This window comes from Acidobacteriota bacterium (assembly GCA_012517875.1).
In the GTDB taxonomy this organism is placed as follows: domain Bacteria; phylum Acidobacteriota; class JAAYUB01; order JAAYUB01; family JAAYUB01; genus JAAYUB01.
Map to the genome: position 1 here is coordinate 1 of JAAYUB010000079.1, position 11,248 is coordinate 11,248.

At 67.5% G+C, this 11,248-nt stretch carries 10 protein-coding genes; 5 read left to right on the forward strand and 5 right to left on the reverse strand.

Annotated elements, in window-relative coordinates:
• The 4 genes from GX414_08335 to GX414_08350 form a co-directional block, all read right to left on the reverse strand.
• Nucleotides 1-358, reverse strand: a 358-nt coding sequence (locus GX414_08335; protein NLI47100.1) for a protein kinase, incomplete at its 3' end; no start/stop codon positions are given.
• A 30-nt stretch (nucleotides 359-388) separates the two neighbouring features.
• Nucleotides 389-943 (reverse strand): serine/threonine protein kinase, encoded by a 555-nt coding sequence (locus GX414_08340; GenBank protein NLI47101.1) that lies wholly within the window; start codon nucleotides 941-943, stop codon nucleotides 389-391.
• 531 nt (nucleotides 944-1,474) lie between these two features.
• Nucleotides 1,475-2,272: a hypothetical protein gene (locus tag GX414_08345; protein NLI47102.1), complete on the reverse strand. Its 798-nt coding sequence runs from the start codon at nucleotides 2,270-2,272 to the stop codon at nucleotides 1,475-1,477.
• 112 nt (nucleotides 2,273-2,384) lie between these two features.
• Entirely contained in the window at nucleotides 2,385-3,770 is a 1,386-nt protein-coding gene (locus tag GX414_08350; GenBank protein NLI47103.1) for a hypothetical protein, read from the reverse strand.
• Between the two features lie 142 nt (nucleotides 3,771-3,912).
• Between GX414_08350 and GX414_08355 the strand changes: the two genes are divergently transcribed.
• Both GX414_08355 and GX414_08360 read left to right on the forward strand, forming a co-directional pair.
• Nucleotides 3,913-4,269 (forward strand): helix-turn-helix transcriptional regulator, encoded by a 357-nt coding sequence (locus GX414_08355; GenBank protein ID NLI47104.1) that lies wholly within the window; start codon nucleotides 3,913-3,915, stop codon nucleotides 4,267-4,269.
• On the forward strand, nucleotides 4,262-4,798 hold the full coding sequence (locus tag GX414_08360; protein ID NLI47105.1) for a DUF2812 domain-containing protein: 537 nt from the start codon (nucleotides 4,262-4,264) through the stop codon (nucleotides 4,796-4,798). Before GX414_08355 ends, GX414_08360 begins: the two co-directional genes overlap by 8 nt.
• A gap of 128 nt (nucleotides 4,799-4,926) precedes the next feature.
• On the opposite strand, the gene GX414_08365 is transcribed toward GX414_08360, so the two are convergent.
• Entirely contained in the window at nucleotides 4,927-5,814 is an 888-nt protein-coding gene (locus GX414_08365) for a hypothetical protein (GenBank protein NLI47106.1), read from the reverse strand.
• Nucleotides 5,815-6,230: 416 nt separating this feature from the next.
• On the opposite strand from GX414_08365, the gene GX414_08370 reads away from it, so the two are divergent.
• The 3 genes from GX414_08370 to GX414_08380 form a co-directional block, all read left to right on the forward strand.
• The gene (locus GX414_08370) at nucleotides 6,231-8,978 is read left to right on the forward strand and encodes a hypothetical protein (protein NLI47107.1); all 2,748 of its coding nucleotides are present in this window, start codon (nucleotides 6,231-6,233) and stop codon (nucleotides 8,976-8,978) included.
• 897 nt (nucleotides 8,979-9,875) lie between these two features.
• On the forward strand, nucleotides 9,876-11,030 hold the full coding sequence (locus GX414_08375; GenBank protein NLI47108.1) for an ATP-binding protein: 1,155 nt from the start codon (nucleotides 9,876-9,878) through the stop codon (nucleotides 11,028-11,030).
• Between the two features lie 129 nt (nucleotides 11,031-11,159).
• Nucleotides 11,160-11,248, forward strand: an 89-nt coding sequence (locus tag GX414_08380) for a copper-binding protein (protein ID NLI47109.1), incomplete at its 3' end; no start/stop codon positions are given.

The window sequence follows — 11,248 nt, forward strand, 5'->3', positions numbered from 1 at the left end:
CCGCGGCCAGCGCCGCGCCGGCCGCAATCAGCGCCAGCCGCCGCCGGCGGCGGTGCAGCCGCACGGCGGCGCGGCGGATGGTGGTGTCGGCGCGCGTGTCCTCGTCGGCCAGCGCGCGCAGGTCGGCCAGCAGTTCGCTGGCGGAGGGGTAGCGCGCCTCGTGGTCCTTGGCCAGCAGGGATTCGATGACCTGGCGCAGCGGCGCCGGCACGTTCGCCTCACGCGGCAGCTCGCGGGGCGGCTCGTTGGCGATGGCCACGATGGTGGCCAGCGGTGACGGGCCCTCGAACGGCCGGGTGCCGCTCAGCATCTCGTAGAAGATCACGCCCAGTGAGAACAAATCGCTCCGCTCGTCCACCGGCTCGCTGCGGGCCTGCTCCGGCGACAGTTACGACACCGTGCCGACGATATTGCCCGTGGCCGTGAAATCGTCGGCCTGGTCGAGGCGGTCCCGCAGCACGCCGCGGGTCACCTTGGCCAGCCCGAAGTCCACGAGCTTGACGCGGCCGTCGCGATCCGTGAGGATGTTGCCGGGCTTGAGATCGCGGTGGAGGATCCCCTGGCGGTGCGCCTCCTCGACGGCGGCGGTGATCTGGATCATGAGCCGCAGTTTGCCCGACAGGTCGGTCGGCGTGGTGCGGAGGTAAGTGGTCAGGGTGGGCCCCTCGACGTACTCCATGACGATGAACGGCACGTCGCCGTGCTCGCCGATGTGGAACACGGTGGCGATGTTCGGGTGGTTCAGCGCCGAGAGTGCCTGCGCCTCGAGCAGGAACCGCTTGCGGGAGGTGTCGTCGTCGAGGTGGGCGTCGGACAGGAACTTGATGGCCACGGTCCGCTTCAGGCTCAGGTCCCGCGCCCGGTAGACCTGGCTCTGCCCGCCCTGGCCGAGCCGCTCCTCGATCTGGTAGTTGCCGACAACCGCCCCGCGTTCGAAATCCATGGCGACATTTTACAGTAAACGGAGAACAGTGAACAGAGAACGGTGAACAGTGAACAGTGAGGAGATAGGAGATAGGAGAGAAACAGTGGAAGCTTCTGCAAGCGCTCGAAGTTCGTAATTCGTAATCGTCATCGTAATCGTGCTCGTCGTCGAGGCTCAAATTTCACTCTCGCCCCGAACCCAGAGTCTCGAGCCTCGATTACGATCACGATTACGAATTCGGAGGGTGAGCGGGTGGTTCCGCAGCCCCGATGCCGCCCCGCTGGGGCTCGGGGTGGGGACAACAGACGCGCGAGGTGGAGGCGCCTGACCAGGGGCTGCGCCCCTGGCTAATCCGGTCCGGCCCTTTCGGGCCGGGCGCCTGCCGAACGCTCAACGATCAACCATCAACGATCAACCATCAACGATCAACTGTTGAGAACCTGCGAACATTCAAACGCCCGATCAGCGGCACGCATGTCAGATTGGGAACGAGCCCCGAACCCCGAACCCCGAGCCTCGAGCCTCGAGCCTCGAGCCTCGACTCCCCCCTCACGTCTGCCATTCCCAGATCCCGCTCCAGGCCTTGAGGAACAGCTCTTCATACTGCTCGCCGAGGCGCCGGGAGGCGTCGGAGACCGCCGTGCGCTTCAGGCCGCCGGGGCGGATCCCGCTCGTGATCAGCAGGTGGGACAGGATCTCGAGCGACGAGGCGATGCCCCAGCGGTTCAGGATGCGCACGTCGAACCGGCAGCCCACGGCGGTGCCCACGTTGGCGTAGGTCATCAGGGCGGCGCCGACTGGGTCGCCGGGCGGCAGGGCGGTGCAGAGCCGGTCGCCGCTGGTCTTCACGTACCGGACGCCTTTGAAGTAATAGTTCCAGAACGCCAGCTCCGTGAGCAGGCCGGTGATGTAGTGCGACACCGTCCGGTAGGAGGCGGTCCACTGGAAATGACCGATGCCCAGCAGCCCCTCGTGCACCGCCTTGCTCCAGCCCAGGTGGCAGGCGGCGAACAGGACGCCGATCTTCGGTTTGTCCACCCGGTCGAGGAGCTGGCTGAACGGGTCGAAGCGGCCGCCCGGCGCGTCCACCGAGCGGCGGGTGCCGTGGCTGGCCACCACCAGGTACTTGACGTCGCCGCGGTGGTTGAAGCGGTCGAGGTACACCTGGAACCCGTCGGCGCCGGTGAAATAGGCGACATCCACCGAGCAGCCGAACATCTCGGCCGCGGTCCGGAAAATGTCGCGGTAGGTGTGCTGCGGCCCGATGGGCCGGTTCCGGGGAACCTTTCGGCTCGCCCCCCGCACGCCCCAGTCGGATTCCAGCACCAGGATCTTGGGTCCGTTCATGCCGTCCTCCCCCCATGGTTTTGCTGAACGCCCGGCCACCGGCCGGGACGTTTCGTCCTTCACCCTCTTTAACGGACTACGTGAGGGGTGTCAAGGGGAGATCAGGCCGTCGTCAGCGACCGGGGCCTCTATCCTGCAGAGGTCGTGCCTGCATCTCCGGTCTTTTCATACGGATAACCTTCTCCAGGGGCACGCGGTGGTGTTTGATCCAGAGATCGGTCGTAGCGGTGGCGTTTGAAATCATGACGGTGTGGACCTGTCCGCCGACGCTTGGCGCCCGTCGGTCATCGCGGTCGCAAACGGTGATCCCCTCCAGTTCCTGACCCCAACCGCGACGGTAGTCGATCCAGATCCGGCCCACCTGCACTCCCGTGCGGCCGTCGAAGACGAAGATGCCGCCTGAATCGCCCGTGCCCTCGTCGTTGACTAGATAGAACAGGCCGGTGGCGGCGGAGAAAGCGCCCCCCTGCACCCGGTCGAAGCGGACCGGCTCGCCGTAACCGTCCCGGAGCGCCAGCTCGTGGTCGAGCTCCAGGCGCAGTGCCCGGCCGACGATTTCGTGCCGGAAGGTGCGGAGAGCCCAGACGAACGAAAATCCCGATGTATACAGCAGTCCGTCATGTGGGCTGACGGCACACCAGGGCGCATGGCGCTCGCCGGAGAGCTCACCTGAAGCGATGAAGCGCAAGTCGGCCGTGTCGAAGACCAGCAACCGGGCGAAATTCCCTCCGTCTCTGGAGTCCTCGAGGGGAATGTACAGCCGGCCGTCGCGGACGTCGCCGTCGCCGAAATGGTCGTAGTGGCTGTCGCTCAAGGCCCGGGGGATCCGCGTCATCAGGATCCCGGCGGCGGGCTCGGGGCGGGGTCGGTCCGCATTCAGGTCCGACGCCAATGGGAATTTCCAAAGGTAATAGCGCTGTGAAATGAACCAGTTGGCATCGTCGTGGGCGATCCCCTGGCACTCGTCGCCCCAGCCCGGCTCCCGATCGCGGGGGTAATCGCCCAGGAAGTCGTAGTCGAAGGCAAGCACCGGCGCGACAATCACCCGTAGCACACCGTCGGCGGGCCCCCGACGGCTGTGGTTGACGACGCGGGCGATCCAGTTCCGGCCCAGTCGCAGGTCGTCCGCCGTGACCGCATAGTCCAGGGTGAGGCGGCTCGGACCCTCGCGGCGGGCGCACGGTTCGGTTCGCCCGGGACCCGCCAGCTGCAGCGACAGCTCCGACGCCGTGCCGCTCCATTGGGCCACCAGCCGGATCCGACAGGGCCGGGAGGCGGTGAAGGCGAGCTCGGCTCGACTGCCGTCGAGTGCTGGAAGGGTGAAGGCTCGTTCCTGAAATAACCCGGGCGGGGGAGCGAGTTCGCCGCCGACCGGTGAAGCGGCCAGGACCAGCGTCAGCCAGATGGCCGCCGATCCCGTCGCCAGGCGCCCCATCAGCCCTTCGGGTCCCATGTGCCGGCGGTGCTGGTCAGGTGGCCATCCCTCACGTCTGCGCATGATGGACCTCTCGTGATGGAATGAATGTGGAACGGAATATTTCTGTCGCTATTATATCGCAGCGGCCAAAACATTCCGGTTGATATATCGTATGACGATATATCGAGAGCCGCTATAGAGCACCGATCCAGGAGGACGTCCGATGGTCGACCTTGACAGCCAAGCCCGGCGGCACCTGCCCCTGACTGAAGCGACCTTTGCCATCCTGGCGGCGCTGGCGGAACCGCGCCACGGCTATGGGATCATGCAGGCGGTGGCGCGGGAAGACGGGGGCGGGATCCGGCTCGGACCGGGCACCCTGTACGGCGCGCTCACCAAATTGCTGGAGGGGGGACTGATCGCGCGCGCCGGCGATAATCCGGCCGGGGATGAGCGGCGTAAGCTCTACGCGCTCACCCCCCTGGGGCGCCGGGTGGTGCGGCTGGAATCGGAGCGCCTCAGCCGGCTGGCCCGGCTGGGCCATCAGATCATCGACGGCTGGGAGGAGGACCATGAGTGAGATCCGGCGCGTGTTCAAATTGTATTGGGTGTGGCAGGACCAGCCTGAGGAGGCGTGGTTAACGCGAATGGCCGCGGACGGGTGGCACCTGCGGAACCTGACGATCGGTTGCTACACGTTCCAGCGGGGGGAGCCGGCGGCGGTGGCCTACCGCTTGGACTATCGCCGCCTCACCGGCGCGGAGCGAGAAGAGTATTTCGGCCTCTTTCGCGACGCCGGCTGGGAGCGCGTGGCGACGCTGGCCAACTGGCACTACTTCCGGAAACCCGCGCCGGAGGGTCCGCTGCCGGACATCTTCTCCGATGCCGCCTCGCGGATCGACAAGTACCGGCGGGTGCTGGGCATCCTGGTGGTGATCCTGGCGCTGAACGTGGTCATCCTCACCACCCAGCGGATGCCTGAATCCATGACGACGGCACGGGAGATCATCCGGATGCTGCAGGCCGGAGCGGCGATCCTGCTGGGCTACGGTGTCCTGCGGATCATGGCCCTGATCAGCCGGCTGAAGCGGGACGTCCGCCGGGAGTGAACGCTTGACGAAGTGAAAGCCGTTCGTCTGGCGGATCGCGCCGGACCACCGGGCCGCTGTCTTCATGCCGCCGCAGCCGGCCGTTTCTGGGCGGGGCGGCCGGCTGCGGAACACCGCACCTGGGGGCGCTATTTCACCTGTTTGGAAGAGGGTGGCTGCTTGTCCGGAGGCGGCGGATCGGGATCCGGATCCCAACCCTTTTTTGAGAGCGCATCCGGCTCCGGCCCGTTCTTCAAAGCCGCCTTGTCCAGCAAGCGGCCCAGCTCCATCTGCAGGCGCAATCCCCGGTCCGGTTCGGGAATGGGATCCGGATCGGGTTCCGGCTCGGGATTGGGGGGGACATCCTGCTCGGCCCGGAGGCCGGGCCCGAACACCACGCCGCCGCCCGTCAGAGGTCCGGGGCCCGGCCGGGGGCCCGGCATCGGCACGGCGCCGTCCTGGAGCCGCCCCAACTCAACCTGGCGGAGGAAGCCCCGGTCCGGCTCGGGGATGGGGTCCGGATCCGGCTCCGGCTCGGGATTGGGGCTGGGGGGGACGTCCTGCTCGGCGCGGAGTCCCGGCCCGAAGATCAACGGGCCGCCGGGACCGGGATCGGGCCCCGGTTTGGGCCCGGGAATGGGGACGCCTCCCTCGAATATGTTCAGCAACTGCGCCGCGCGCACGAATCCGCCCTCGGGGTTGGGCGGCGTCGGCTCGGGTTCCGGTTCGGGATCGGGGGTGGGGGGGACATCCTGCTCGGCACGCAGTCCCGGCCCGAGCACGATCACCCCGTCGGGGCCGGGACCGGGGAGGGGGATGGGCGTGGCGCTGATGGGGCCGGGTCCGGGGAGGGGGATCGGAGTTGCGCTGATCAGGTCGGGTCCGGGGATCGGGATGGGGGTGACGCCGGCCAAATCAGTGCCGGGAAGGGGCATCGGCGTGGCGTGAATGGTCGCCGGATCTCGGGCCACGGCGGGCTCGGCGGCCGGTTCGGGCAGGTCGGGCTGAATCCCGCCACCCAGGCGTTGAATGTCCATGGGGTGCCTCCAGAGTTGTTTGTCTAATTTTCGGCCAATCGACATGAATTGTTGTGTGCAACGTTGAGATTTTGCACTTGTGCTCGCCGGATGATGGGCCAATCATCGATACGAGTGTGCAAGCGGTTGAGGCGCCGCGTTGACGGTGTGGCATTTTCAGCGACAGCCCGCAACTTGTGCGGGGCATCATGCCGTTGCCCAATCCGTCAATGGATGCGGTGGGGGGCAACCACGGGGTGTTTCCCGGTTGCGCCCGTCCGCTGCAGGCCAACTCGTGCTTTTTCATTGCCCCCGGTCGGAGTAGAATGAGTAATCCGCCGCATCCGGCGGTCCGCGGCCAGGGAGCCCGGCCCGGACGGCGGACTTGAATGCGACAGCCATTCCAAGGAGGCGCGATGAACGGGTCAGGCGGAACAATGCGCGCGAGCGCTCTCGGGATTGTCGTCACGATGGCCATCGGGATGCTGACGGCGGGGTGCGGCTGGGCCGCCGCGGCGCCGCAGCAGGCGGTGAAGCCGAAACCGGCCCCGGTGACGGTGGCCAACCGGATCACCATGGAGCCGCCGCTGCCCGAGGCGTTCTTCACCTTCAAGCCCGGCGCCGACCGGGAGCTGTTCGACTACACGCAGCTCATCGACTACCTCAAGGCGGTGGACGCCACCTCCGAGCGGCTCACGCTCGTGGAGATCGGCCGGTCGCCCATGGGGCGGCCCATGTACCTGGCGGTGGTGTCGGCGGCCGAGAACATCCGCCGCCTGGACGAGCTCAAGGCGATCAACCGCCGGCTGGCGCTGGACCCGGACATCCCGCCCGCCGAGCGGGACGCGCTCGTGGCCCGGGGTCGCGTGTTCGTGCTGGCGACGCTTTCCATGCACTCCTCGGAGGTGGCGCCCTCCCAGATGCTGCCCCTCTACGTGTACGACCTGGTGACGGCGCGCGACGCGGCCACCCTGAAGATCCTGGACGAGACGGTCCAGATGTTCGTCCCCTGCCACAATCCCGACGGCATGCAGATGGTGGTGGAGCACTACCGCAAGCACAAGGGCACCAGGTGGGAGGGGAGCGACCTGCCGGGCGTCTACCACAAGTACGTGGGCCACGACAACAACCGCGACTTCGTCGCCCTGACCCAGTCGGACACGCGGGCCGTCAACCGCATCTTCAGCACCGACTGGTTCCCCCAGGTGATGATCGAGAAGCACCAGATGGGCGAGACCGGACCGCGCTTCTTCGTGCCGCCCAACCACGACCCCATCGCCGAAAACGTGGACCGCGACCTGTGGTACTGGTGCGGCCTGTTCGGCGCCAACATGGCCAAGGACATGGGCGCGGCGGGCCTCCGCGGCGTGGCCCAGCACTGGGGGTTCGACCAGTACTGGCCCGGTTCCACCGAGACGTGCCTGTTCAAGAACGTCATCGCCATGCTCACCGAGAACGCCAGTTGCCGGGTGGCCACGCCGGTCTACGTGGAGCCCACCGAGCTCGGCGTCCGCGGCAAGGGCCTGGCCGAGTACAAGAAGAGCACCAACATGCCCGACCCGTGGCCGGGCGGCTGGTGGCGGCTGGGCGACATGGTCCAGTACGAGCTGGTGAGCATGCGGGCCGTGGCCCGCACCGCCGCCGAGAACCGCGCCGAGATCCTCGCCTTCCGCAACGAGCTGTGCCGCCGCGAGGTGGAGCGGGGCCGCACCCAGGCCCCGTATGCCTACATCCTGCCGCTGGCGCAGAGTGACCGGAGCGAGCTGGCCGGCCTGGCCAACCTGCTGCTGGAACACGGCGTCCGGATCTACCGGCTCACGGCGCCGCTGGCCGTGGACGGTTGCACCTTCGGCGCCGGCGACCTGGTGGTGCCGCTGGCCCAGGCCTACCGCCCCCTCATCAAGGAGCTCATGGAGGACCAGCGCTTCCCGGTGCGGCACTACACGCCGGGCGGCGAGCTGATCCGTCCCTACGACATCACCAGCTGGTCGCTGCCGCGCCACCGCGGCGTGCGCGCCGTGGCGGTGAACGCCGCGGCGCCCGCGCTGGCGGCGTCGCTGGCGGAGGTGACCGGCGCGTTCCGCTGGCCCGGCGCCGGCGAGGTCCCGGCCGACGCCACCGCGCTGGCCTGGGCGGCCGGCGACAACGACGCCTTCCGCGCCGCGTTCCGCGCGCTGGCGGCCGGCCTGCTGGTCCAGCGCCTCACCGCGGACACGACGGTGGGCGACGCGACGCTGCCGGCGGGGAGCTTCGTGATCATGGCCCCGCCGGGCCAGGCCGGCAAGCTCCGCGACGTGGCCGCGGCGGTTGCGGTGCCGCCGGTGCGCCTGGAGGCCGGTACCGCGGCGGCCGGCGCGCCGCCGCTCCTGGGCCGGATGGCTCCGCCGCTGGCGGCCGAGACGGTGACGCCGCGGCGCATCGCCCTGGTGGAGACCTGGTTCCACGACATGGACGCCGGCTGGACGCGCTACGTGCTCGACGACTACCGCGTGCCGTACACCGTGCTGCGGCCCGGCGACTTCGAGACGACCGATCTGGCCCGCGACTTCGACGTGGTGATCTTTCCCGACAGCGACAAGAACATCCTGATGACGGGCCAGCTGAAGGCCGAGGACCGCTATTACATGACCGACATGCCGGCCGAGTTCACGAAAGGGATGGGCCCCAAGGGCATGGAGCGGCTCATGAGCTTCCTGGACAAGGGCGGGGTGATCCTAGCCTGGGGCCGCTCCACTGCGCTCTTCGCCGAGCCGCTGGAGATCAAGCGCGGCGAGGAGACGGAGAAGTTCCAGCTCCCCGTGCGCCTGGTGTCCGACGCGCTGCGCAAGGACGGCCTCTACGTGCCCGGCGCCGGGCTGCGGGTGGCGCTCCGCCCCGACAGCCCCCTCACCGTGGGGATGCCGGCGGAGGTCACCGCGTTCTCGCGCGCGGCGGCGGTGTTCGCCACGTCGGTGCCCGACCAGGACATGGACCGCCGGGTGGCCGCGCTCTACCCGGAGGAGGACATTCTGGTGAGCGGCTACGCCGAGCGCGTCGAGCTCCTGGGCAACCGGCCGGCGGTGGTGTGGCTGCGCAAGGGCAGGGGGCAGCTGGCGCTCTACGGCTTCAACCCCCAGCACCGGGGCTCGACGCCGGCGACCTTCAAGCTCCTCTTCAACGGCATCCTGCTGCCTCCGGTCCCGTGACGGAATCGTGATTCGTAATCGTAATTCGTAATCGTCATCGTAATCGCAATCGTAATCGTCATCGTGATCGAGGCTCGAGACTCGGGGCTCGTGCCCATTCTGACATGCGTGCCGCTGATCGGGCGTTTGAATGTTCGCAGGTTCTCAACAGTTGATCGTTGATGGTTGATTGTTGATGGTTGATCGCTGAGCGTTCGGCACGCACCCGGCCCGCAGGGCCGGACGGCATTAGCCAGGGGCGCAGCCCCTGGTGCGAGGCCCGTCGACGTAGGCGCCTGTTTTCCTCACCCCAAGCCCCACCGGGGCGACATCGGGGCGTTCGGAAAACCCGGCGTTTCAACGATAGCTCGATCGATCGGCGTCCACCATGATTTACGCCACCTGCCTGTCGCCCCGCTGGGGCGACCACGCGACAAACCACCGCCCACCAGGGGCTGCGCCCCTGGCTAATCCGGTCTGGCCCTGGCGGGCCGGGATCGTGGTGCAATGGCTGATTGATCAGAACGCGTCACCGACTTTGGACATCGGACATCGGATTTCGTGCTTGTAATTCGTGCCCGTAATTCGTGATCGTGAGCGTCATCGAGACTCGATGCTCGAGGCTCGTTCCCAATGATCAACGATCAACCATAGACTATCAACACTTTCCGAACTGCGAACCTGGAACCTGCGAACCCGGAACCTGCGAACCCGGAACCTGCGAACCCGGAACCTGCGAACCTGGAACTTGCGAACCTGGAACCTGCGAACCTGGAACTTGCGAACCTGGAACTTGCGAACCAGTTCCAACCATCAACTATCAACCTTCCCTGTGCCCTCTGCGTACTCCGCGGTGAATCGCCCCCGCCGCATCTCTCATGGATTGACAATTCTAAAGTAACAGTTTAGAATTGTCACATGAAATTCGTGCCGCGACTTCTCGCCCAGCCCATCACGGCCGCCGCCGCGCGCTTCCCCGCACTGATCCTGACCGGGCCCCGGCGCTCGGGCAAGACCACCCTGTTCCGGCGCCTGTTCCCGCGGGCGGGCTACCACCTGCTCGAGGATCCCGACGTCGTCGGCCGGGTGCGGAGCGATCCGCGGTCCTTCCTGGAAGCGATCCGGCCGCCGGCCATCCTCGACGAGATCCAGAACGCGCCCGAGCTGCTCGGCTACATCCGCACCCGCATCGACGCGGGCGGGCCGCGCGGCTGGTACCTCACCGGCTCCCAGGAGCCGGCGCTCATGCGGGGCGTGACCGAATCCATGGCCGGCCGCGCCGCGGTGTTCCACCTCCTGCCCCTGTCCACGGCCGAGTCCCCCCGCGTGGACCTGTTGCGGGGCGGCTTCCCCGAGGTCCTGGCCCATCCCCCGACCGCCGAGACCTGGTTCCGGTCCTACATCCAGACCTACCTGGAGCGGGACATCCGGTCCATCAGCTCCATCCGGGACCTGACGACGTTCCGCCGCTTCCTGACCGTCGCCGCCTCCCGGATCGGACAGGTCCTCAACAAGACCGACCTGGCCGCCCCCCTGGGCGTGTCGGTGCCCACCCTGACCGAGTGGCTGAACATCCTGGAGGTCACCCACCAGATCCTGCTGGTACCGCCGTTTTACGAGAATTTCGGCAAGCGCCTCCTCAAGTCGCCCAAGCTCTACTTCGCCGACACGGGGCTCGCCGCCCACCTGCTCGGCATCGAAAACGCCCGGCAGCTCGCCAAGTCCCCGTTCCTCGGCCCGCTGTTCGAGAGCTTCGTCGCCGCGGAGATCGCCAAGGCCCAGCTCAACGCCGGGCGGCGGAAGGAGCTGTACTACTTCCGCGACCGCCAGGGGCTGGAAGTGGACTTCGTCGTCCCCGTCCGGGGCGGCACGCTGCTGCTGGCGGAGGCCAAGGCCACGCGCACCGTGCGCCCCGAGCACGCCGAGCCGCTGCTCCGGCTGCGGCGCGCGGTGCCTCGGAAGGCGGTGGACGCGGTCGTCGTCCACCTGCCGGCGGCGGGCGGGCCGGCATTCACCGCCGTCCGCCCGGGCGTCCGCGCCCTCCCCGTCCAGCAGCTCCCCGAGCTGATTTGACGCCTCGGATCTCGTGCTGGCATTTCGTGCTCGAAATTCGTAATCGTGATCGTAATCGTCATCGAGACTCGAGACTCGAGTCTCGAGGCTCGAGGCTCGTTCTCAACGATCAACAATCAACCATAAACTATCAACAGTTTTCGAACTGCGAACCTGGAACATTCGAACCTGGAACATTCGAACCTGGAACATTCGAACCTGGAACATTCGAACCTGGA

Excerpts from the sequence above, each read along its gene's own strand:
- GX414_08340 (NLI47101.1), bottom strand. The coding sequence starts at position 943 with ATGGATTTCGAACGCGGGGCGGTTGTCGGCAACTACCAGATCGAGGAG.
- GX414_08345 (NLI47102.1), bottom strand. The coding sequence starts at position 2,272 with ATGAACGGACCCAAGATCCTGGTGCTGGAATCCGACTGGGGCGTGCGG.
- GX414_08350 (NLI47103.1), bottom strand. The coding sequence starts at position 3,770 with ATGCGCAGACGTGAGGGATGGCCACCTGACCAGCACCGCCGGCACATG.
- GX414_08355 (NLI47104.1), top strand. The coding sequence starts at position 3,913 with ATGGTCGACCTTGACAGCCAAGCCCGGCGGCACCTGCCCCTGACTGAA.
- GX414_08360 (NLI47105.1), top strand. The coding sequence starts at position 4,262 with ATGAGTGAGATCCGGCGCGTGTTCAAATTGTATTGGGTGTGGCAGGAC.
- GX414_08365 (NLI47106.1), bottom strand. The coding sequence starts at position 5,814 with ATGGACATTCAACGCCTGGGTGGCGGGATTCAGCCCGACCTGCCCGAA.
- GX414_08370 (NLI47107.1), top strand. The coding sequence starts at position 6,231 with ATGCGCGCGAGCGCTCTCGGGATTGTCGTCACGATGGCCATCGGGATG.
- GX414_08375 (NLI47108.1), top strand. The coding sequence starts at position 9,876 with ATGAAATTCGTGCCGCGACTTCTCGCCCAGCCCATCACGGCCGCCGCC.